This is a genomic window from Nocardia aurantia (assembly GCF_009604425.1).
Classification (GTDB): Bacteria; Actinomycetota; Actinomycetes; order Mycobacteriales; family Mycobacteriaceae; genus Nocardia; species Nocardia aurantia.
The window spans coordinates 274,954-294,883 of record NZ_WEGI01000012.1; the positions used below are offsets into that span (position 1 = coordinate 274,954).

General features: G+C 70.0%; 22 protein-coding genes. 10 read left to right on the forward strand and 12 right to left on the reverse strand.

Annotated features, from left to right (window positions below):
• The gene (locus NRB56_RS27520; RefSeq protein ID WP_153347155.1) at positions 1 to 432 is read right to left on the reverse strand and encodes a succinate dehydrogenase hydrophobic membrane anchor subunit; all 432 of its coding nucleotides are present in this window, start codon (positions 430 to 432) and stop codon (positions 1 to 3) included.
• A gap of 1 nt (position 433) precedes the next feature.
• The gene (gene sdhC, locus NRB56_RS27525) at positions 434 to 832 is read right to left on the reverse strand and encodes a succinate dehydrogenase, cytochrome b556 subunit (protein WP_153347158.1); all 399 of its coding nucleotides are present in this window, start codon (positions 830 to 832) and stop codon (positions 434 to 436) included.
• Between the two features lie 399 nt (positions 833 to 1,231).
• Between sdhC and NRB56_RS27530 the strand changes: the two genes are divergently transcribed.
• The 3 genes from NRB56_RS27530 to NRB56_RS27540 all read left to right on the forward strand — a co-directional run bounded on the left by NRB56_RS27530 (position 1,232) and on the right by NRB56_RS27540 (position 4,279).
• Entirely contained in the window at positions 1,232 to 1,633 is a 402-nt protein-coding gene (locus tag NRB56_RS27530; RefSeq protein ID WP_153347160.1) for a cytidine deaminase, read from the forward strand.
• 118 nt (positions 1,634 to 1,751) lie between these two features.
• Entirely contained in the window at positions 1,752 to 3,044 is a 1,293-nt protein-coding gene (locus tag NRB56_RS27535) for a thymidine phosphorylase (RefSeq protein WP_153347162.1), read from the forward strand.
• Between the two features lie 95 nt (positions 3,045 to 3,139).
• The gene (locus tag NRB56_RS27540) at positions 3,140 to 4,279 is read left to right on the forward strand and encodes an adenosine deaminase (RefSeq protein WP_153347164.1); all 1,140 of its coding nucleotides are present in this window, start codon (positions 3,140 to 3,142) and stop codon (positions 4,277 to 4,279) included.
• An 11-nt stretch (positions 4,280 to 4,290) separates the two neighbouring features.
• Here the strand turns inward: NRB56_RS27540 and NRB56_RS27545 are convergent, their stop codons facing one another.
• The 5 genes from NRB56_RS27545 to NRB56_RS27565 are packed head-to-tail and all read right to left on the reverse strand — an operon-like array spanning position 4,291 to position 7,726.
• The gene (locus tag NRB56_RS27545; RefSeq protein ID WP_153347166.1) at positions 4,291 to 5,535 is read right to left on the reverse strand and encodes a primosomal protein; all 1,245 of its coding nucleotides are present in this window, start codon (positions 5,533 to 5,535) and stop codon (positions 4,291 to 4,293) included.
• A gap of 33 nt (positions 5,536 to 5,568) precedes the next feature.
• Entirely contained in the window at positions 5,569 to 5,901 is a 333-nt protein-coding gene (locus tag NRB56_RS27550; RefSeq protein WP_153347168.1) for a YbaB/EbfC family nucleoid-associated protein, read from the reverse strand.
• Positions 5,902 to 5,926: 25 nt separating this feature from the next.
• Entirely contained in the window at positions 5,927 to 6,277 is a 351-nt protein-coding gene (locus tag NRB56_RS27555; protein WP_153347170.1) for a hypothetical protein, read from the reverse strand.
• A gap of 13 nt (positions 6,278 to 6,290) precedes the next feature.
• Positions 6,291 to 7,409, reverse strand: coding sequence for an NlpC/P60 family protein (locus NRB56_RS27560; RefSeq protein WP_153347172.1), 1,119 nt, complete (start codon positions 7,407 to 7,409; stop codon positions 6,291 to 6,293).
• Positions 7,406 to 7,726 (reverse strand): type VII secretion target, encoded by a 321-nt coding sequence (locus NRB56_RS27565; protein WP_153347174.1) that lies wholly within the window; start codon positions 7,724 to 7,726, stop codon positions 7,406 to 7,408. Before NRB56_RS27565 ends, NRB56_RS27560 begins: the two co-directional genes overlap by 4 nt.
• Before the next feature lie 140 nt (positions 7,727 to 7,866).
• Here NRB56_RS27565 and upp point away from each other — a divergent pair, with 140 nt between their 5' ends.
• Positions 7,867 to 8,490, forward strand: a complete 624-nt coding sequence (upp, locus tag NRB56_RS27570) for a uracil phosphoribosyltransferase (protein WP_153347177.1) — start codon at positions 7,867 to 7,869, stop codon at positions 8,488 to 8,490.
• Positions 8,491 to 8,510: 20 nt separating this feature from the next.
• On the opposite strand, the gene NRB56_RS27575 is transcribed toward upp, so the two are convergent.
• Positions 8,511 to 8,897: a hypothetical protein gene (locus tag NRB56_RS27575; RefSeq protein ID WP_153347178.1), complete on the reverse strand. Its 387-nt coding sequence runs from the start codon at positions 8,895 to 8,897 to the stop codon at positions 8,511 to 8,513.
• Positions 8,898 to 8,993: 96 nt separating this feature from the next.
• Positions 8,994 to 9,551, reverse strand: a complete 558-nt coding sequence (locus tag NRB56_RS27580) for a TetR/AcrR family transcriptional regulator (protein WP_153347180.1) — start codon at positions 9,549 to 9,551, stop codon at positions 8,994 to 8,996.
• Between the two features lie 145 nt (positions 9,552 to 9,696).
• Here NRB56_RS27580 and NRB56_RS27585 point away from each other — a divergent pair, with 145 nt between their 5' ends.
• Entirely contained in the window at positions 9,697 to 10,500 is an 804-nt protein-coding gene (locus NRB56_RS27585) for an alpha/beta fold hydrolase (RefSeq protein WP_153347182.1), read from the forward strand.
• Positions 10,501 to 10,508: 8 nt separating this feature from the next.
• Here NRB56_RS27585 and NRB56_RS27590 read toward each other — a convergent pair whose 3' ends face one another.
• Positions 10,509 to 12,113: a phospho-sugar mutase gene (locus NRB56_RS27590; protein ID WP_153347184.1), complete on the reverse strand. Its 1,605-nt coding sequence runs from the start codon at positions 12,111 to 12,113 to the stop codon at positions 10,509 to 10,511.
• Between the two features lie 209 nt (positions 12,114 to 12,322).
• The gene (locus NRB56_RS27595; RefSeq protein ID WP_153347186.1) at positions 12,323 to 13,102 is read right to left on the reverse strand and encodes a purine-nucleoside phosphorylase; all 780 of its coding nucleotides are present in this window, start codon (positions 13,100 to 13,102) and stop codon (positions 12,323 to 12,325) included.
• A gap of 105 nt (positions 13,103 to 13,207) precedes the next feature.
• Between NRB56_RS27595 and NRB56_RS27600 the strand changes: the two genes are divergently transcribed.
• The 4 genes from NRB56_RS27600 (at position 13,208) to NRB56_RS27615 (ending at position 17,459) form a co-directional block, all read left to right on the forward strand.
• Complete coding sequence (locus tag NRB56_RS27600; RefSeq protein WP_319943608.1) at positions 13,208 to 14,113, forward strand: ribonuclease Z; 906 nt, start codon at positions 13,208 to 13,210, stop codon at positions 14,111 to 14,113.
• A 14-nt stretch (positions 14,114 to 14,127) separates the two neighbouring features.
• A complete protein-coding gene (locus tag NRB56_RS27605) occupies positions 14,128 to 14,832 on the forward strand; it encodes an enoyl-CoA hydratase/isomerase family protein (protein ID WP_153347188.1) in 705 nt (234 codons plus the stop codon).
• Between the two features lie 258 nt (positions 14,833 to 15,090).
• Positions 15,091 to 16,275 (forward strand): M20 family metallopeptidase, encoded by a 1,185-nt coding sequence (locus NRB56_RS27610; protein WP_153347370.1) that lies wholly within the window; start codon positions 15,091 to 15,093, stop codon positions 16,273 to 16,275.
• 38 nt (positions 16,276 to 16,313) lie between these two features.
• A complete protein-coding gene (locus tag NRB56_RS27615; RefSeq protein ID WP_406603540.1) occupies positions 16,314 to 17,459 on the forward strand; it encodes a M20 family metallopeptidase in 1,146 nt (381 codons plus the stop codon).
• A gap of 81 nt (positions 17,460 to 17,540) precedes the next feature.
• Here the strand turns inward: NRB56_RS27615 and NRB56_RS27620 are convergent, their stop codons facing one another.
• The gene (locus NRB56_RS27620) at positions 17,541 to 18,026 is read right to left on the reverse strand and encodes a gamma-glutamylcyclotransferase (protein WP_319943610.1); all 486 of its coding nucleotides are present in this window, start codon (positions 18,024 to 18,026) and stop codon (positions 17,541 to 17,543) included.
• Between the two features lie 226 nt (positions 18,027 to 18,252).
• On the opposite strand from NRB56_RS27620, the gene NRB56_RS27625 reads away from it, so the two are divergent.
• Entirely contained in the window at positions 18,253 to 19,656 is a 1,404-nt protein-coding gene (locus NRB56_RS27625) for an NAD(P)H-quinone dehydrogenase (protein ID WP_153347190.1), read from the forward strand.
• Positions 19,657 to 19,930: the final 274 nt, after the last annotated feature.

Sequence of the window (19,930 nt, forward strand, 5' to 3'; positions counted from 1 at the left end):
CTAGCTGATGTTGGGGTCGAAGGTGAAGATGACGTAGCTGCCCACGCCCATGATCAGGATCATGGCGACGGCCAGCAGCGCCTTCAGCCAGAACCGGGTCTGGTCCTTGCGGGCGTAGTCGTCGATGACCGTGCGCAGGCCGTTGCCGCCGTGCAGCTGGGCCAGCCACAGCATGGTCAGATCCCAGAACTGCCAGAACGGGCTGGCCCAGCGGCCGGCCACGAAGCCGAAGTTGATCCGCTTCACGCCGCCGTCGAGCATCAGCATGATCGTCATGTGGCCGAAGACCAGCACGATCAGCAGCAGGCCGGAGAAGCGCATGAACAGCCACGCGTACTTCTCGAAGTTGTTGCCCGAGACGCGGCGGGGAGCGCGCGGGGAATCCAGGCTGGCGGGCCGATCGTAGGACTTGCCGAGAACAGGTGCAGTCATGTCAGTGCTCCGTCAGCAGGTAGAAGAACTGCCGGCCGACGCCGGCCGCCGCGACCAGGACCCAGACCGTCAGGACGATCCACAGCATCAGCCGCTGGTACTTGACACCCTTCGACCAGAAGTCGACCAGGATCAGCCGCAGGCCGTTGAGCGCGTGGAACAGCACGCACACGACCAGGCCCATCTCGAGCAGCGCGACGATCGGGTTCTTGTACGTTTCGATCGCCCGGTTGTAGGTGTCCGGGCTCACCCGTACCAGCGCGGTGTCGAGCACGTGGACGAACAGGAAGAAGAAGATCGCCACGCCGGTGATGCGGTGCAGCGCCCAGGACCACATGCCCGGGTCGCCGCGGTACAGGGACTTCCGCTTCGGCCTCGCCGGAGCTTCGATGGTCGTCATAGAGTGCGGTGCCTCCAACGTCGTCGATGGACACGCCGGCGAGCCGGCTAGTCGGATGCGGTCGCAGATTTCGGCGCGCGGGCTCCGCGATCCCGCTACCCTGAGGAACACGGAGATCACGGTGAACACGGTGAACACGGTGAACACCAGTGCTAGCGGTTCCGGAGAACACCAGTTCGTAGCCGGAGCCTCGACCCGGGTGGCCTGAGTGCCGGACGGCCGCCGGGAACCTGGACCGATCTGTCGAGAACTCTAATCCTCGGCGTTTCACGGAACTAATTCGGCGTACCTGTCGTTATGTCGTAATCAGGCGAGTTAGGTTTGCCTTGCCTGGCAACCGCACCGGCGTGAAACGGGCTCCCCATCGCTACTCGAGACAGGTCCACGCGGAGGTCCGATATGTCCGAAATCGACTGGAATACCTTGCGCCGCAACGCATCCGAAATCATGCGCAATGCCTATGCGCCCTACTCCAGGTTTCCGGTCGGCGCGGCGGGCGTCACTGCCACGGGACGAATTGTGGCCGGTTGCAATGTGGAAAATATCTCATACGGACTGGGCCTCTGTGCCGAATGTGTACTCATCGGTAACCTCCACGCGACCGGAGGCGGGCGTTTGCTGGCGGTTGCCGTATGCGATTCCCGCGGCGAAATTCTGATGCCGTGCGGACGTTGCCGGCAGCTGCTCCACGAGCACGGCGGCGGGGATCTGCTCGTCGATCACAAGCGCGGCCCGCGGCCCCTGCGGGAACTGCTGCCGGACGCCTTCGGGCCCGACGATCTGGCGGCCGGGCAGCAATAGCCGGAAGGCATCGCCGGGTGGCGGGAAACCGACGTGTCGGTCGGCGATTCTCCTGGAACGAGTGCGCGAGTGCGACCGACGGCTGCGCGGTGCATGCCGTTCTGCAAGGGTGGTGCGCATGGCGAGCGAGCAATCGGCGACGGCGGTCATCACGGCCAAACGTGACGGCGGTGAGCTGTCCGATGCGCAGATCGATTGGGTGATCGACGCGTACACCCGCGGCACGGTCGCCGACGAGCAGATGGCGGCGCTGGCGATGGCCATCGTGTGGCGCGGGATGACCCGCCGGGAGATCGCGCGCTGGACCGCCGCGATGATCGCCTCGGGGCAGCGGATGTCCTTCCCGGAGTTGAACCGGCCCACCGTGGACAAGCACTCCACCGGCGGCGTCGGCGACAAGATCACGCTGCCGCTGGCCCCGCTGGTCGCCGCGTGCGGGGCGGCGGTGCCTCAGCTGTCCGGCCGGGGCCTGGGCCACACCGGCGGCACCCTGGACAAGCTGGAGTCGATTCCGGGCTGGCAGGCCGATCTCGCGCCGGACCGGATGCGGGAGATCCTCGCCGATCCGGCGATCGGCGCGGTGGTCTGCGCGGCCGGGGCGGATCTGGCCCCCGCCGACAAGCGCTTGTACGCCCTGCGCGACGTCACCGGCACCGTCGAGTCCATCCCGCTGATCGCCAGTTCCATCATGAGCAAGAAGATCGCCGAGGGCACCTCGGCCCTGGTCCTCGACGTCAAGGTGGGCAGCGGCGCCTTCATGAAGGATCTCGACTCCGCCCGCGAGTTGGCCGCCACGATGGTCGAATTGGGCGCCGACTCCGGGGTCCGCACCGTCGCGCTGCTCACCGCGATGGACGCCCCGCTGGGCCGCGCGGTCGGCAACGCCCTGGAGGTGGCCGAGTCGGTCGAGGTCCTGGCCGGCGACGGCCCGGCCGACGTCGTCGAGCTGACCCTCGCGCTGGCCCGGGAGATGTTGGCGCAGGCCGGAATTCACGATGTCGACCCGGCGGACGCGCTCGCCGACGGCCGGGCCATGGATCGCTGGCGGGCCATGGTCCGGGCCCAGGGCGGCGAGCCCGACGCGGCCCTGCCCACCGCGCGCCTGCGCGAACAGATCTCGGCGCCGCGGGCCGGGATCGTGGCCCGGGTCGACGCGCTGCGGGTCGGCCGGGCGGCGTGGCTGCTCGGCGCGGGCCGGGCGCGGCAGGGCGACGCGATCGACCACGCCGCGGGGATCGAGGTGCACGTGCGGCCCGGCGACCGCGTCGCGGCGGGTCAACCGCTCTACACCCTGCACGCCGACCGGCCGGAACTCGTCGGCGACGCCTGTGAGGTGCTGCACGCGTCGTACACGATCGGCGAGGCCGAGGTCACCCCCTCGCCGCTGGTGCTGGACCGAATCTCGAGATGACCGCGCCGGACACGGCGAGCGACGACATGCCGTCGAGAGGATGGACACACGGAAAGTTGCCTGCGCACCCGCGTCGATGCGGCTAGCGTCAATACATGACTGGACCGACGCCTCTGACTCTCGCCTCGATCCGCCGGGCGCCCAAGGCGGTGCTGCACGACCATCTCGACGGGGGACTGCGACCCGCCACGGTGCTCGAGTTGGCCGCCGGCTGCGGCTACGATCAGCTACCGGCCACCGATGCCGACGCGCTCGGCCGCTGGTTCCGCGACGCCGCCGACAGCGGCTCGCTGGAGCGATATCTGGAAACCTTCGCCCACACCGTCGCGGTGATGCAGACCCCCGAGGGCCTGCGCCGGGTGGCTCGCGAGGCCGCCGAGGATCTGGCCGCCGACGGCGTGGTCTACGCGGAGGTGCGGTTCGCGCCCGAACAGCACCTGGAGCGCGGGCTCACCCTCGACGAGGTGGTCGAACACACCCTCGCCGGATTCCGGGAAGGTGAGGAGATCGCGGCCGCGGCCGGGAATCCGATCCGGATGACCTGCCTGCTGACCGCCATGCGGCATGCCGCGCGCTCACTGGAGATCGCGGAATTGGCGGTGCGGTTCCGCCCGCGCGGCGTGGGCGGTTTCGACATCGCCGGCGCCGAGGCCGGTTATCCGCCCACCCGGCACCTCGACGCGTTCGAGTACATGCGAGCCAACAACGCGCACTTCACCATTCACGCCGGCGAGGCGTTCGGGCTGCCCTCGATCCACGAGGCGCTGGCGTTCTGCGGCTGCGATCGGCTCGGGCACGGGGTGCGGATCACCGACGACATCTTCGACGGCGCGGCCGCGGCGGCGACTCCCGCGCCGGAGGGCACCACCGTGCCCGACCACAGCGGGCTGCGCCTCGGCTTGGTCGCCAATTACGTTCGGGACAAACGGATTCCGCTGGAACTGTGCCCGTCGTCCAATGTGCAGACCGGCGCGGTGCCGTCGTTGGACAAGCACCCGTTCGACCTGCTGGCCCGGTTGCGGTTCCGGGTCACCGTCAACACCGACAACCGGTTGATGAGCGATACAGACATGAGCCGCGAGATGCTCAAGCTGGTCGAGACCTTCGGCTACGGCTGGAGCGATCTGGAGCGATTCACCATCAACGCGATGAAGTCCGCCTTCATCCCGTTCCCGGACCGGCTGCGCCTCATCGACGAGGTGATCAAGCCCGGCTACGCTGTGCTGATCGGCTGAACCGGCGGGGCTCAGCTCTTCTGCAGCCGGGCCTCGAACGCCTGCTCCAGGGCCCGCCAGCCGGCCGCCTCGGCGGTGAACGGCGGGCTCGGGGCCATCCGGTTCGGGTCCGGCTCCAGCAGGTACGACACGTACCAGCCCAGCGGGGTGGACTTGGCCAGCGCCTGCTCGACCCCGTCGTCGCCGGCGTAATCGGCTGCGTCGGTGAGCAATTCGACCGCGAGGTCGAGCTGGTCGACATCCACCTGCCGCGGGCCGACGGCCAGATCGTCGGCGAGGCCGGGCAGTACGTAGACGTTCTCCTCGGTGACCTCGACCTCCAGCGAACCGTCGGTGGCGGCGGTGCGCACCTCCTCGAAGGTGCTCACCCGGGCCAGGTCGTGGTCGTGGTCGTCGGCGAGGTAGCGGGCCAGGGCGCGCTCGGACGAGAAGATCGTGATGTTGCCCTCGCTGCCCAGGAACACCGGTTCGTCGTCCAGATAGCAGCGCAAGGTGAACCAGGTGCCGTCGGAGGTGATGATCTTCACCGGGTCGATGCCGACGAGGTTCCAGAAGGTCTCCTCTTCCTCCTCGTCCTCGGCATCCAGGTCGACCTGTTCGAACTCGTTGTCGTCCTCGGATTCCGCGACATCCTCGGCGTCGACGATGTTCTCCTCGGCGGCCAGCAACTCGGCCTCGGCGACGGCGACGGCCGCGGCGTCCACCTCCGGCGTCTGCACGACCGAGTCGATGGCGTCGATGACCTGGTCCCAGTCCTTGGCGATGGCCGCGCCGATCTGGTCCCACAGCTCCTGGCCCTCACGGCCGACGAAGGCGTTCACACCCGCCGGCAGCGCGCCGAGCACGGGATGCGAACCGAAGAACTTCGTCACCACCTCGAGCTCGCACACCTCGCCGATGGTCCGGACCATGTCGAGCGTCTCCTCGAGCTCGGCGATGGTCTCCGGATCCGGGTCGCCCGCCGCGAGCTCCGGCGCGCCGACCAGATCGAAGGCGTACTGCTCCTCCGGTTCCAGCTCCGCGGCGGACAATCCGGCCACGACCTTCCAGGCCGGATGGTCGATCAGATCGTTGTCGTCGCTGGTGCGGATGAACGCGGCGAGCTCCGCGACCGACTCGAATCCGTAGAGCGCGTCCTCGTGTCCGAGGAATGCCTCCCACTCGTCGTCACCGTCCCGCCAGCGCGGTGCCCACAGGGTGACGAGGTCGCCATCGGTCAGGCCGAGCTCGATCGGGACGATGTCTCCAGAAGCCATGACCGGAAGCCTATCGAGCCGTCGTCTGCGGCACTATTCGGCCCGCCCCGCAACGCTTCCCGCCGCGGGCGGAACGAACGCGGAGTTGAGGGTCGCAACCACTTCCGACCGCTGCCGACCGGCGTCCGTGGCGGCCTGCTGGCACGCCCAGATGATGAGTTGCCCCACGTCGGCGGGGGTATGACCGCTGACCGACTCGGCCAGGGCGAGGTCGATCAGGGCCCCGTCGCTGTCGACCTCCACGCTCACCAGACCGTCGTCGCTGGTGAAACGGCCGCGCACCTGCTTGAGCCCGAACAGCGCCGCCTCCAGCGCCTCCAGCTTCTCGGTCGCCTGGGCGACCAGCGCGTCCATCTCCGCGCTCATGGGGCAACCCTTTCGGTTCGGATGCTCACACCGGCCTCATCCAACTCGTGGGCCCGGTGTCCTCGTCGTCCATCCGGTCCAGCTCGTCCACGGCGGACTGCCGGGTGGGCAGGCCCAGTTTGTCCAGCAGTTCCGTCGGCATACCCGATTCGGCCAGCAGTTCCCGGCGGCGGGCCTTGGCCACGATCGCCGACCGCTGCGTCAGGCGCAGGATCTCGGCGGCCAGAGCCTTTGCGCCGTAACGGTATTCGCTGCGCTCGAAGCTGATCTCGACCGGCATGCCCTGATCGGTGGCGCGCACGCTGATCGTGCCGGACCGATTGCTGCTGACCGCCACCGTCACCGCCGGGATCGGCGGCTTCTGCTCGGAATTCATTCGGTGTGCTCCATCACGCCGTCGGCCTGTAGAAGCCGTGGAACGCCATTCCCATGTTCTCCGTTCGGATCGGATCGATGCGCACCGGACTGCCGGCCTCCACCATCTGGCCGTTGCCGACCACCATCGCCACGTGGCCGTCCCAGACCGCCAGATCGCCGGGCATGACCTCGCCGGCGGAGACCGGCATACCGCCCTGGTCGGAGGCGATCCGGGGCAGATCCACCCCGGCCTGACCGTAGGCCCACGAGGTCAGCCCGCTGCAATCCAGACCCACGCCGGGCGTGTTGCCGCCCCACACGTACGGGGTGCCGACGGCGCTGATCGCCGCCTCGACCGCCGTCGCGGCCTTCGGATTCGGGGCCACCACCTGACTGCCGTCCGGCAGCGAGATCGCCACCGCCTCCGGATGGCCGGGCAACAGCGGTGGCGGCGCGGCCATCTGGTTCAGCGGAGCCGCCGGGTTGGCCCGGGCGACCAGGTCGTCGACGGCGGCGCCGCCCGTACCGACCAGCCCGCTCAGGACCCCGCCACTGCCGCCGAGCAGCGTGGCGGCCTGCCGGGCGCCCTCGGCGGCCAGGCCCGCCAGGTCGGTCGGCGCACCCGCGGGCGGCGGAGTGGGCGGCGGCGGAACCAGATCGGTCATCGAGGCCGTATGCGTGCCCAGGTCGGATTGCACCCGCGACACCACCGCCAGCGCGCGGCCGAGATGGTCGATGGCGGAGTTCACCGCCGTGGCCATGCCCGCCGGGGTCGCGAGGGCCGGCCCCAGCGCGTTCACCGACTGCACGAAATCCTGCAGCACCGCGCCGATCTCCTGCTGGCCGGACTGCACCGAGGCGGCCGCGAGACCCACCACGTCGGCCATGGTGACGCCGCGATCGGAGATGGTGGCCGCCGCGGTCTGCACCCGCATCGCCTTGTCGGTGGCGGCGTCTCCGCCGCCACCCTGCCAGGACGCGTCGAGTTGATCGATGCTCTGCCGACCGGCCTGTTCGACGCCGTCGACGGCCGCCGAGGACTGCCGTAGCGAGTCCGCCGGGCCGCCGGCGGGCAGCACCCCGGTGCCGAAACCGGCCAGCAGGTCGGTGATCGGCCTGGTCAACGCGTCCACATCGAGCACCGGACTCATGTCAATTCTCCCTCGACGGCGCGCAGGGCATCGGCGTGTTCGAGCTCCGACTCGGCATAGGAGGCGGCCGTGCCGGTGGCGGCGGTGCCCATCGAACCGAGGACCGCGGACAGCTGGCCGATCGCTGCCACGTGCCCGGCGTGGGCGGCGCGATAGGCGTCGACGAAATCGCCGCCGATCAGCCCGAGGATCGGGCCCAGCAGCAGTGGATCGGCGGCCGCGGCATGTGCCGCCGCGGAGCCCATCTCACCGGCCAGACCGGTGGCGGTGGCGCCGTATGTCGCGACGCCCTGGGTGTCGACCGAGAGTTTCTCCATACAACATCCCCCATCGTGCTGTTCCATTGGCAGGGTACGTCATTCAGCGGGTTGGACGCGCCCTCCCGCACACCGGTTCCGGTGCGACCGGAAAACTTCCCCGGACGCCACCCACGTTCCGCAGACTCTATGGTGTGGCCATGCGCACGCTCATCGTGGATCATCCCCTGACCGCCACGTTGCTGACCACCCTGCGGGACGAACGCACCACCAACCCGGCGTTCCGGGCCGCGCTGCGGGATCTGACCGGCCTGCTGATCTACGAGGCGCTGCGCGACGCCCCGGTCGCCACCTTCCCGGTGACGACGCCGGTCGCCGTCGCACAGGGCACGCGACTGTCGCACCCGCCGTTGCTGGTTCCGGTGCTGCGGGCCGGACTCGGCATGGTGGAGGCGGCCAGTGCGCTGGTGCCGCAGTCGCGGGTCGGGTTCGTCGGCATCGCGCGCGACGAGGACAGCCACCAGCCCGTGCCCTACATGGAGTCGCTGCCGCGCGATCTGTCCGGTGTGCCGGTGTTCGTGCTGGATCCGATGCTCGCCACCGGCGGTTCGATGCTGCACACCCTGGACCGGTTGCGGGCCCGCGGCGCCGCCGACATCACCGCGATCTGCGTGCTGTCCGCACCGGAAGGCATTGCGGCCCTGCGAGATTCGGACCACCCGGTTCGACTGGTCACCGCCGTCGTAGATTCCGGCCTGAACGCGGACGCCTACATCGTGCCCGGTCTCGGCGACGCGGGCGACCGTCAGTTCGGCCCGCGCTGAACCGGTTCCGGCCCCGGCGTTCACTTCGGGCCCGCCTCCGACGGTCCCGTCTCCGGCCGGGCCGACCGGAGGATGCGCCGCCCGGCCCGCGGCGTGCGCAGCCGCCGGCTGCGGCCGCGTTCACGCTCGTTGCGGTCGCGCAGTCGTCCGCCCAGCCGGTCCAGCTGCCGCTCCAGCTTGTCCAGCGGGCCCAGCGGCAACGGCGTCGGCTGCGAGAACAGTTCGATGTGCAGGCAGACCGGGCAGCGATAGGTGTCGATCGCGTAGCTCGGCCGCTCCGCCGGTTCGAACAACCTGCCGCCGATGCCCGAGATCCAGCGGCTGACGACCGGCTCGAATCCGGTGCCCTGTACCAGACCGGCCTCCAGGCCGGCGCTTCCGCAATGGGTGCAGTGCAGTTCGCTCACCCTCGGCATGATCGCATCGACCGGCGCGCGATCCGAATCGAAACGATCGAACATTCGCGCAGAATTCATGCGCGGCAAGCCATCCGGACCGGCCGGTCACCCCTCGCGATCGTGGAGATAGTCGGCGAGCGCCGCCCGGACGGCCGGTCGGCGCCGGCCCGCGTGCAGTTCGAGCAGGGCGGCCTCGGCGATCATGCCGATCCACAACTGGGCCGCCTCGTGCGGGTGCGGCCGGCCCAGCGCCTCGAAATCCGGCCGGGCCACCGCGGCGTTGTGGGCGTTCCGGGCGTTCACCTCGTCGGCGATCAGCGGTTCCGCGCGCGCCTCCAGCAGCAGCGCCTTCACCCCGCGGTCGCGCAGGCAGGCCTCCAGATAGGCCGCGGTCCCCGCCAATAGGCGCTCGCGTCCGGGCGCGACACCGGCCATGGCGGCGGCGATCTCGGCCTCGAGCCGATCGTGGAATTCCCGGTGCAGGGCCAGCAGATATCCGGCCCGGGAGCCGAAGTGGTGGAAGAACGTGCCCTTGGCGACCCCGAGCTCCTCGACCAGCGCGTTCACGCTGAGCCCCGCCAGGCCGACGCGTTCGGCCAGGCGCAGGCCACTGTCGATCAGTGCGGATCGGGTGCGCGCCGCCGCGTCCTGCCTGAGATTCATTGCCGATCAACCTATCCGAGCGGTGCGGCGGCCCCGGCATCCGGCTTGTGCGCCGCTCGCCCCGACGCTACCATTTTAACCGACCGATCGGTCAGTGAGTGACCGATCGGTCGGCGAAAACTCGACGAGAGGACGGTGAGAGGCGATGCGGATCGCGCACACGTCGGCGGGGGAGCTGGCGTACGAGGAATCCGGAGACGGGCCGCCGGTACTGCTGCTGCACGCGAACGCCCACGACCACCACGACTTCGACCCGATCGTCCCGGCACTGTCCCGGGCGCATCGGGTGATCGCGGTCGATTGGCCCGGCCACGGCGTCACCGCCGCGAACCCGATCACCGCCACGAAACTGGCCGACGCACTCGCCGAGTTCGTCGCCGGACTCGGCCCCGAACCGGTGGTGCTGATCGGCAACTCGGTCGGCGGATTCGCCGCGGCCCGCCTGGCGATCGAGGAGCCTGCGCGGGTCGCCGGCCTGGTCCTGGTCAACACCGGCGGATTCGCGAAGCGGACGCCGCTGACCCGCGCCTACTACCGGATCTACGCGTCGCGCCCGGTCTCCCGCCTGCTGCTGCCGCTGATCGTGCGCGGCTACCTGCGGCCCGCCGGTGCGCACGATCGGTCCGTCGCCGAGCGGACCCTCCGGTTCCTGGGCACCGCGCGGGGCCGGGCGACCTACACCGCGATGTGGCGCAGCTTCGCCGACCCGGACTACGACCTGACCGTCCGCGCCGCGCGGATCACGGCGCCCACGCTGGTCGTCTGGGGCCGCCGCGATTCGGTCGCACCCCTCTACCTCGGCCGGGCGACCACCCGGCTCATCCCCGGAGCCCGGCTCGCGGTCCTGGACACCGGGCATCTGCCCTTCTCCTCCGCGCCCGAAGAATTCCTGGACGTCGTCCTGCCGTTCGTCCGGTCGGCGCACGAACGCTGCGAGTATCCCGGGTGAAGTCCGTCTCAGAGCTCGGCGCAGAACTTTCTGATCTCGGAGAGCTGCTGCGCGGCAAGATGTTTCGCCTCCGGCAGCGCCGCATGATCCGAAACCGGCTGCACCACTTCGATATAGCATTTGAGCTTCGGTTCGGTACCCGACGGCCGGATCACCAGACGCATTCCCGGGCCGTCGAATATCACTGCGTCCGTGCGCATCCGGCCTCGCGCCCGCAGCAGGTCGGTATGTGTCACCGGGACACCGGCGATGATCTGCGGTGGCGTGCCGCGCAACCGGCCGACGACAGCCGCCGCAGCCTCCTGATCGGCGAGCCGCAACGAGACCTGATCGCCCGCGTGCAGGCCGAATTCGACCGCGTAGTCGTCGAGCACGTCGGGCAGCCGCCGGCCCGTGGCGGCGAGCCGGGCCACCAGATCGGCGGCGGCCACCGCCGCCGAGATGCCGTCCTTGTCCCGCACGGCCGTCGGGTCCACGCAGTGCCCGATCGCTTCCTCGTAGGCATAGACCAGGCCGTCCCCGGCCCGGGCGAGCCATTTGAACCCGGTCAGCGTCTCGGCGTAGCGGGCGCCACGAGCGGCGGCGAGCGCGCTCAGCAGCCGCGACGACACGATGGTCGTGGCGACCAGCGAATCGGGCGCCGCCGCCCGCAGCACGTAATCGGCGAGCAGCACCCCGGTCTCGTCGCCGCGCAACATCCGCCACCCGTCCGTCGTCGGTACCCCGATCGCACACCGATCGGCGTCCGGATCCAGTGCGATCGCGAGGTCCGCGCCGATCCGCTCGGCCAGCGCCAGCAGCAGATCCGATGCCCCCGGCTCCTCCGGATTGGGGAACGGCACCGTCGGGAAGTCCGGATCCGGCGCGAACTGCTCCTCGACCACCCGGACATCGGTGAATCCGGCATCCCGCAGCGCGGCCACCGCGAGATCCCCGCCTACCCCGTGCATCGGCGTCAGCGCGATGCGAAGACCGTGTCGCGCCGAGGCGTTTCGCGAAAGCGCGGCGTCCTGTTCGCCGTCGTCCGTCCCGGGCGTCTCGTCGGAACCGCCGATCCGTTGCGGCAGTTCGGTGATGCGGGCCAGATAGCGGCGCACGAGTTCCTCGCCGATGGCGGCGACCGAGGCGGCCGGAGGCAGCGACACGATCGTGGGGGAGGGCGCGGTGGGCAGCGGATCGGCCCGGGTGACAGGGTCGCGGACGGCGTCGATGCACGCCTCGATCTCGCTGTCCGCGGGCGGGATCAGCTGTGCGCCGCCGTCCAGGTACACCTTGTAGCCGTTGTCCGCCGCCGGGTTGTGCGATGCGGTGATCTGCACACCCGCAACGGCTTTCAGCTCCCGGACCGCGAACGCCAGCACCGGAGTGGGCAATGGCCGCGGTAACGGCAGCACCGTGAAGCCCGCAGCCGCAAGGACTTCCGCCGTCACCGTCGCGAATTCCGCGGAACCGTGCCGTGCGTCGCGACCGACCACGACCAGCCCGCCGCCGAGACACCGGTCACGCAACCACCCGGCCAGTCCCGCGGTCGCGCGCGCCACAGTATCGACGTTCATACCGTCCGGCCCGTCCTGCAGCGGCCCGCGCAGTCCGGCCGTTCCGAATCGCAACATCGATAATTCCCTTCTTCCGCCGTCCGTCCCGCCCGCCTCGATACCTCCTAGAAGGCACCCGTACCGCTCGGCGCCCTTCGCCCGTAGGCGAGGCGTGGTCCGGCCGAATCATGTTGCCGGGGAAGAGGATCCGCCGACCGGCTTCGTCCGCGAACCATGGGCCGTGTGTGCCCGCAGCGGACGGCTCCTCGGAACGGCGGTTCGCATGCCTACAGGCGCTCGAGCACCCCGCGCAGCAGTTTGCCGAGGCGGGGGGCGGCGGCGTGGCCCTCGGCGAGGACCTCGGCGTGCGAGAGGTGGGCGCCGGTGACGCCGGCCGCGAGGTTGGTCACCAGCGAGATGCCCAGCAGCCGGACGCCGAGGGCGCGGCAGGCGATGGCCTCCAGCACGGTCGACATGCCGACGAGATCGGCGCCGATGGTGGCGAGCATGCGGATCTCGGCGGGGGTCTCGTACTGCGGCCCGGTCAGGCCCGCGTACACGCCCTCGGTCAGGCTCGGGTCGACTTCCCTTGCCAGCGAACGCAGTTCGGGGTCCCAGGTGTCGACCAGATCGACGAATTCGGCGCCGGCGAGCGGGCTGCGGCCGGTGAGGTTGAGGTGATCGGCGATCAGCACCGGCTCACCGACCCGCAGGCCGGGCCGGATACCGCCGGCGGCGTTGGTGAGCAGCACCGTGGTGGCGCCCGCCGCGATCGCGGTCCGCACACCGTGCACGACCTGGTCCGGGCCCTGGCCCTCGTACAGATGCCGGCGGCCCATCAGCAGCAGCACCGGGGTGTCGCCGACGGCGACCGAGTGGATCGTGCCCTGATGTCCCTGTGCGGTGGGCGATCCGAACCCCGGCACCTCCACCATCGGCAGCGACACCGCCGGGGTGCCGATCTCCGTGGCCGCGTCCTGCCAGCCCGATCCGAGCACCACCGCGGCCCGGTGGCGCGTGACTCCCGTACGTTCGGCGATCGCCGCGGCGGCCTCTTCGGCAAGCATGCGGCCCACCCTAATCCTCCGCCGCGGCCGTCGCCGACCCGGCCGTCCGGTGCGGGCGCGTGTCCCCACGCCGGGTTTCGCGGCCGGACGCGGCAGGATGGGGGCGTGCGTGAACTCGTGGTGCTGGGGACGGCCAGTCAGGTGCCGACCCGACAGCGCAACCACAACGGTTATCTGCTGCGCTGGGACGGCGCCGGATTGCTGTTCGATCCCGGCGAGGGCACCCAGCGGCAGATGCTCTTCGCGGGTGTGTCGGTGACCGGGGTGACCGCCATCTGCCTGACCCATTTCCACGGCGACCACGTCCTGGGCCTGCCGGGCGTCATCGCGCGGCTCAATCTGGACCGGGTGCAGCATCCGGTCGACGTCTGCTTCCCCGCCTCCGGCGTGGACATCTACCGCCGGCTGCGGGATGTGGTGCCGGAATTCCCGGGGCTGCGGGAGCATCACGTGACCGGTGGCCCGATCCCGCTGCCGGAGGCCGCGTTCGACCTGGAAGCGGTGCGGCTGTCGCATCGGATCGACTCGTTCGGCTATCGGCTCACCGAACCCGACGGCCGCCGCCTGCTGCCGGAGCGGCTGGCGGAGTTCGGGCTCGGCGGTCCGGTGGTGGGCCGATTACAGCGCGAGGGCGTGGTGCGCGCGCCCGACGGCCGTACCGTCACCCTCGACGACGTCTCGGCGGTGCGGCGGGGCCAGCGCTTCGCCTTCGTGATGGACACCCGGATGTGCGAGGGCGTCGAGGAACTCGCCGCCGAGGCCGACATGCTGGTCATCGAGGCCACCTTCCTGGACGGCGAGGCCGATCTGGCCCGGGAGTTCGGGCACCTCACCGCCGGTCAGGCCGCGCAGGTGGCGCGGGAGGCCGGGGTGCGGACGCTGGTGCTGACCCATTTCTCGCAGCGCTATGCCGACCTGGAAGGTCACCGACTGGAGGCCCGCAAGCACTTCGACGGCGACCTGGTCGTCGCGGAGGATCTGATGCGGGTGCCGGTTCCGACTCGCCGGTAACTTATGCTCGCGTCATGCCGTATTCGACCCGTGACGGGGATGTGTTCGTGCTCTACCTCGGCGAAGAGGGGCAGACCGACAGCGAGAACCGATTCCATCCCGACTGGCTCGATCGGTTCGAGGCGGCGCTGGACGAGATCGAGGCGTCGGAGGGACCGGCGGCGCTGGTCACCGTCTCGACCGGCAAGTTCTACACCAACGGTCTCGACGTCGACTGGCTGTTCGGCAACGTCGACAAGCACTACTGGTATCTGGACCGGGTGCACGCGCTCTACCGCCGGTTGCTGACCTTCCCGATGCCGACGGTGGCCGCGGTCAACGGCCACGCCTTCGGCGCCGGCGCGATGCTGGCCACCTCACACGACTTCCGGGTGATGCGCGGCGACCGCGGGTACTGGTGCCTGCCCGAGGTACATCTGGGCATGCGGTTCACCCCGGCCATGAATTCGCTGCTGGTCGAGCGCCTGCCCAATCAGGTCGCCCTGGAGGCGATGACCACCGGCCGCCGCTACACCGGCGCCGACGCGCTGGCCGCCGGCATCGTGGACGACACCGCCACCCCGGCTGAATTGCTGTCCGTCGCGGTGACCCGCGCGGCCGCGCTGGCGGGCAACCGCAAGCCGAACCTGCAGGTGATCAAGCGGCATCTGCACGAGCGGGTGCTGGCGGGCCTGGCGGTCCCCACCACGGCCGAGAACATGGCGTTCACCATCGGATAGCCCACCGGGCGCGCTCGCGTTCGCAGTGCAACACTGGGTGCCATGCCGCAGGGAAACAGCGCGAGTGGTCAGGGCTCGGAGGCGGCAGCGCAGCGTCACCACGGAGAGCCCCCGATCGCGCCCAGTCGATACAGCGCGAGTGGTCAGGGCTCGGAGGCGGCAGCGCAGCGTCACCACGAAGAGACCCCGGTCGCGCTCAGTGGTGACAGCACCGGCTCGGACACCGCGGATTCGCGGGTGGCGGCGGCCGATCTGCGGCTGACCACGCGGGCCGATGCCGCCATCACCGCGGCCTCGGCGGAGTTGATCGGGCTGTCGCACGCCATCCACGCTGAACCCGAGCTGGCCTTCGATGAGAGTCGCAGCGTCGCAAAGGCTCTCGCGCCGCTGCGGGAGCGCGGATTCACGATCGAGACGCCGGTCGCGGACCTGCCGACGGCGTTCACCGCGAGCTACGGCAGTGGCGACCTGGTCGTCGGGCTGTGTGCGGAGTACGACGCGCTGCCCGAGATCGGCCACGCCTGCGGGCACAACATCATCGCCGCGGCCGCCGTCGGCGCCGCGCTCGGCCTGGCGGAGGTGGCCGACGCCTGCGGGATCACGGTCACGGTGTTCGGCACCCCGGCTGAGGAGAGCGGCGGCGGCAAGGTACTGATGCTCGAGCGCGGCGTCTTCGACCCGGCCGCGCTGGTGATGATGGTTCACCCCGGCCCGTTCGACATCGTCGCCACCCGATCGCTGGCCCTGGCCGATGTATCGGTGACCTATCGAGGTCGCGAGGCACACGCCAGCGCCGCCCCCGAACGCGGCCGCAACGCGGGGGACGCCGCCACCATCGCGCAGGTGGCTCTCGGCTTGCTGCGACAACATCTCGAGCCCGGACAGCAACTGCACGGTATAGTTGCTTCGGGCGGCGTGGCCCCCAATATCGTGCCCGGACATGCGGAACTGCTGTACTACCTACGCGCAGGCAACTCCGCAGCTCTCGATGATCTGACGCGACGCGCGTCGGCTTGTTTCGAGGCGGGAGCACTGGCTACCGGATGTACCCATGAAATCCGGCCGTTGGCTCCCCGGTATACGGAGCTCACGCCCGATTCGGCGCTACTCTTTGCTTATCGCGAGCAAATTCTCGGCACCGGCCGGGCACCGCTCGCCGACGAGGTCGCGGCAACGCGGCCCCTGGGTAGTACCGATATGGGAAACGTCACCAACGTGATTCCGGGCATCCATCCGGTCATCGGCATCGATGCCGGTGGCGCGGTGACCCACCAGCCCGAATTCGCGGCCGCATGTGTGACCGCCTCCGCGGACCTCGCGGTCCTCGACGGGGCCACCGCGCTGGCACGTACCGCGATCCAGATCGCGGGCGATCAACTACACAGAGACAGGCTCTCGGAGCACAGGATTCGCAGAACATCGCGACAGGAGGAACGTCGGTGAGCACAAGCGGCCGGTCCGTCCGGACCGGCACGGACGCAGTGGAAGCGTGGCTGAGCGAGCACTCGGAGGATCTGATCGGCTGGCGGCGGCATCTGCACGCCAATCCCGAACTGTCCCGGACCGAGTTCGCGACCACCGAATTCATCGAGACCTGGCTGGTCAAGGCCGGGCTCGAACCGCGCAAACTGCCCAGCGGCACCGGCTTACTCTGTGACATCGGCCCCGACACCCCGCGTATCGGCCTGCGCGCCGACATGGACGCGTTACCCCTGCAGGAGTACACCGGCCTGTCCTTCGCTTCCACTGTCCCGGGTGTGTCGCACGCCTGCGGACACGACGCGCACACCGCGATCCTGCTCGGCACCGCGCTGGCGCTGGCCGAGATGCCCGATCTGCCGGTCGGCGTGCGGCTGATGTTCCAGCACGCCGAGGAGGTCATGCCCGGCGGCGCGATCGATATGGTCGCCGCGGGTGCGATGTCGGGCGTGTCGAAGGCGTTCGCCCTGCACTGCGATCCGCGGCTGGAGGTCGGCCGGGTCGGCCTGCGGGTCGGCGCCATCACCTCGGCGGCCGATACGGTGGAACTCGTACTCGATTCGCCGGGCGGGCACACCTCGCGCCCGCACCTGACCAGCGACCTGGTGTACGCGATCGGCACCGTGATCACCGGCCTGCCCGGCCTGCTGAGCCGCCGGGTCGATCCGCGGACCAGCACCGTGATGGTGTGGGGCGCGGTGTCGGCGGGCAAGGCGCCGAACGCGATCCCGCAGACCGGCATGCTGACCGGCACCGTCCGCACCGGCGATCACACCACCTGGGCGTTGCTGGAGCCGCTGGTGCGGGAGATCGTCGAGGGCCTGCTGGCCCCGACCGGGGTCCGGTACCAGCTGAACTACAAGCGCGGCGTCCCGCCGGTCGTCAACGACGAGCAGGCCGTGCGGATGTTCGAGGAGGCCGTGCGCACCCTCGGCCCCGAGGCGCTGGCCGACACCGCGCAGTCCGGTGGCGGCGAGGACTTCTCCTGGTATCTGGAGGAGGCCCCCGGCGCGATGGCGCGCCTCGGCGTCTGGTCCGGCCAGGGCGAACAGCTCGACCTGCACCAGCCGACCTTCGACATCGACGAGCGCGCGCTCGGTGTGGGTGTCCGCGTGCTGTCGAATCTGGTTCTGCGGCAACAGGACTGAGCTGCGGTCCGCCGGAATGCGCCGGCCCGGCCCGGCCCGGCCCCGGACATCTCCGGACGCCGGGCCGGCCTGCGTCCGGATCTAACTCAGACCGTAGGACGTACCCGGGCCGACATTGCGGCTGTTGCGGGTACGCAGCGCGTGCGCGTATTCGCTGGGGGCGCCGGCGTTCTCGGCGGCGTCGGCGATCACCCCGAGGTAGCGCGCGGAGGGCAGGCCGCCCTCGTAGGCGTCGAGCACGTACAGCCAGGGCAGGACCGGTTCGGTACCGGTGCCCGGATTCGGGGTCACGCGTAGCCGGATTTTCCTGTGGATACCGAAATCCGAACCCTCCCAGCGATCGAGGCTCTGCTCGTCCTCCGCGGAGACGTCGTACAGCACGACGAATACGCGAGAACCGGGGTCCTCGACCACCGTCGCGAGTGGTCCCTCCCAGCCGATGTCGTCGCCGGCGAAGGTCAGGCGCCAACCCTCGAGCCATCCGGTCCCGTACACGGGGGAGTGCGGACAGCGCTTGAGCATCTGCTCGGGATCCATGTTGGACCCGTAGGCGGCGTATATCGGCACTGGGAAAGCGTAGCGAACAACCGGCCGGGCTCCCCCGGCAAGGTTGAGATTAATTGTCACCATCGCGTTGCACGTCGGTTGCCGCGGCCCGCGATCGACCCCCACGGGAGAGACTGTTGTCGCGATCACAACGGGTGATGCGGTCAAACGGGGCGAGACCAGGACCGATAACGTTGTTCGCGGCCCGGAGATCCCGGCCCGCACAGCTCGACAGCGGAGGTAGAACATGTCCCGCATAGCCATCATCGGGGGCGGACCCGCCGGTTACGAGGCGGCCCTGGTGGCGGCCCAGCACGGCGCGTCGGTCACGGTGATCGACAGCGACGGCGTCGGTGGCGCCTGCGTGTTGTGGGACTGTGTGCCGTCCAAGACCTTCATCACCTCCACCGGTGTCCGCACCGATCTGCGCCGCGCGCGAGATCTGGGCATCACCGTGCACCACGCGCAGGCCCAGGTGCGGTTGTCCGAGGTCAACGCCCGGGTCAAGGCGCTCGCGCAGGCCCAGTCCTCCGATATCCGGTCCAAGTTGCAGGCGGCCGGAGTGACGCTGCTGTCCGGTCGCGGCGAGATCATCGACCAGGCTCCGGGCCTGGCCACCCATCTGGTGCTGGCCCGCCTGCTCGACGGACAGGAACGGGTCATCGAGGCCGAGGTGGTGCTGATCGCCACCGGCGCGAGCCCGCGCGTGTTGCCCGGCGCCGAACCGGACGGCGAGCGCATCCTCACCTGGCGCCAGCTGTACGACCTCAGCGAACTGCCGGAGACCCTGGTGGTGGTCGGGTCCGGCGTCACCGGTGCGGAATTCGTCTCCGCCTACACCGAGATGGGCGTGCAGGTGAAACTGGTCTCGAGCCGCGACCGCGTGCTGCCCGGCGAGGACGCCGACGCCGCGCTGGTGCTCGAGGACGCGCTCGCCGAGCGTGGGGTGGAGTTGGTCAAGCACGCCCGCGCCGACGCGGTCGAGCGCACCGCGGAGGGGATCGTGGTCAAGCTGTCCGACGGCCGGACGGTCACCGGCACGCACGCGTTGATGACGGTCGGTTCCACCCCCAACACCGACAACCTGGGCCTCGAGCGGCTGGGCATCCGGCTCGACAAGAGCGGCTATCTGCGGGTGGACCGGGTCTCCCGGACCCAGGTGCCCGGCATCTACGCCGCGGGCGACTGCACCGGCCTGCTGCCGCTGGCCTCGGTGGCCGCCATGCAGGGCCGGATCGCGATGTATCACGCACTCGGCGAAGGGGTTCAGCCGATCCGCCTGAAGACGGTGGCGTCCGCGGTGTTCACCCGCCCCGAGATCGCGACCGTCGGGGTCAGCCAGACCGCCATCGACAACGGCGAGGTGCCCGCCCGCACGGTGATGCTGCCGCTGAACACCAACCCCCGGGCGAAGATGTCGGGGCTGCGCCGCGGTTTCGTGAAGATCTTCTGCCGTCCCGCCACCGGTGTGGTGATCGGCGGTGTGGTGGTCGCGCCGATCGCCTCCGAACTGATCCTGCCGATCGCGCTGGCGGTGCAGAACAATCTGACGGTCAACGATCTCGCGCAGACCTTCTCGGTCTATCCGTCGCTGACCGGATCGATCACCGAGGCGGCCCGGCAGTTGATGCGTCACGACGATCTGGACTGAGCTCCGCTCGGAACTGGAAGGCCGCCCCACCCCTGAGAATATGCGCTACCTGGAGCGATGCGACTTGCGCCGCAGGGCATTCCGTCTGCCTTGCCGGAATCATCCTCGTGTGGTTCACTTCCCGCAGTGATGCCAATGGGTGAACGTTGGCAGATTTCGTGTGTGGGGGGCTCGACCCGTTCCACTCCACCGGAATTCGGCGACGATCGCCCGGGCCGCCGCAGGGTGCGGCCGGTGTCCGATGAGGGACAACTGGAGAGCGGCCGGATCGTCG

Excerpts from the sequence above, each read along its gene's own strand:
- NRB56_RS27545 (WP_153347166.1), bottom strand. The coding sequence starts at position 5,535 with ATGGCTTCTGGAGACATCGTCCCGATCGAGCTCGGCCTGACCGATGGC.
- NRB56_RS27540 (WP_153347164.1), top strand. The coding sequence starts at position 3,140 with ATGACTGGACCGACGCCTCTGACTCTCGCCTCGATCCGCCGGGCGCCC.
- NRB56_RS27580 (WP_153347180.1), bottom strand. The coding sequence starts at position 9,551 with ATGAATCTCAGGCAGGACGCGGCGGCGCGCACCCGATCCGCACTGATC.
- NRB56_RS27560 (WP_153347172.1), bottom strand. The coding sequence starts at position 7,409 with ATGAGTCCGGTGCTCGATGTGGACGCGTTGACCAGGCCGATCACCGAC.
- NRB56_RS27590 (WP_153347184.1), bottom strand. The coding sequence starts at position 12,113 with ATGTTGCGATTCGGAACGGCCGGACTGCGCGGGCCGCTGCAGGACGGG.
- NRB56_RS27530 (WP_153347160.1), top strand. The coding sequence starts at position 1,232 with ATGTCCGAAATCGACTGGAATACCTTGCGCCGCAACGCATCCGAAATC.
- upp (WP_153347177.1), top strand. The coding sequence starts at position 7,867 with ATGCGCACGCTCATCGTGGATCATCCCCTGACCGCCACGTTGCTGACC.
- NRB56_RS27595 (WP_153347186.1), bottom strand. The coding sequence starts at position 13,102 with ATGCTTGCCGAAGAGGCCGCCGCGGCGATCGCCGAACGTACGGGAGTC.
- NRB56_RS27520 (WP_153347155.1), bottom strand. The coding sequence starts at position 432 with ATGACTGCACCTGTTCTCGGCAAGTCCTACGATCGGCCCGCCAGCCTG.
- NRB56_RS27605 (WP_153347188.1), top strand. The coding sequence starts at position 14,128 with ATGCCGTATTCGACCCGTGACGGGGATGTGTTCGTGCTCTACCTCGGC.
- NRB56_RS27550 (WP_153347168.1), bottom strand. The coding sequence starts at position 5,901 with ATGAGCGCGGAGATGGACGCGCTGGTCGCCCAGGCGACCGAGAAGCTG.
- NRB56_RS27565 (WP_153347174.1), bottom strand. The coding sequence starts at position 7,726 with ATGGAGAAACTCTCGGTCGACACCCAGGGCGTCGCGACATACGGCGCC.
- NRB56_RS27555 (WP_153347170.1), bottom strand. The coding sequence starts at position 6,277 with ATGAATTCCGAGCAGAAGCCGCCGATCCCGGCGGTGACGGTGGCGGTC.
- NRB56_RS27625 (WP_153347190.1), top strand. The coding sequence starts at position 18,253 with ATGTCCCGCATAGCCATCATCGGGGGCGGACCCGCCGGTTACGAGGCG.
- NRB56_RS27585 (WP_153347182.1), top strand. The coding sequence starts at position 9,697 with ATGCGGATCGCGCACACGTCGGCGGGGGAGCTGGCGTACGAGGAATCC.
- sdhC (WP_153347158.1), bottom strand. The coding sequence starts at position 832 with ATGACGACCATCGAAGCTCCGGCGAGGCCGAAGCGGAAGTCCCTGTAC.
- NRB56_RS27535 (WP_153347162.1), top strand. The coding sequence starts at position 1,752 with ATGGCGAGCGAGCAATCGGCGACGGCGGTCATCACGGCCAAACGTGAC.